Origin of the sequence: Martelella sp. UBA3392 (assembly GCF_002358775.1) — a bacterium.
Taxonomy (GTDB): Bacteria; Pseudomonadota; Alphaproteobacteria; order Rhizobiales; family Rhizobiaceae; genus Martelella; species Martelella mediterranea.
This window is the reverse complement of record NZ_DEPM01000206.1, coordinates 14,520-14,806: the sequence shown is the minus strand read 5'-3', so window position 1 is coordinate 14,806 and position 287 is coordinate 14,520. Positions and strand designations below refer to the sequence as shown.

At 67.9% G+C, this 287-nt stretch carries 1 protein-coding gene; it reads left to right on the top strand.

Annotated features, from left to right (window positions below; all coding sequences use genetic code 11):
• Positions 1-50: 50 nt before the first annotated feature.
• Positions 51-287 (top strand): FAD-dependent oxidoreductase (locus B4E36_RS16130; RefSeq protein ID WP_345900568.1); only part of this gene is annotated, 237 nt, incomplete at its 3' end.

Below are 287 nucleotides of genomic sequence, written 5' to 3'. Positions count from 1 at the left end.
GCGGCGGAGAAAGGCTCCGGGCGATGACCCGTCGAGCCATGGAGTCACGAATGTCCTATGATGTCATCGTCATCGGCGGCGGCCATGCCGGTTGCGAGGCCGCGAGCGCTGCGGCCCGCGCGGGCGCGAAGACCGCGTTGATCACCCATCGCCACGAAACCATCGGCGTGATGTCCTGCAACCCCGCAATCGGCGGGCTCGGCAAGGGCCATCTCGTGCGCGAGATCGATGCGCTTGACGGGCTGATGGGCCGCGTCGCCGATGCCGCCGCGATCCAGTATCGCATG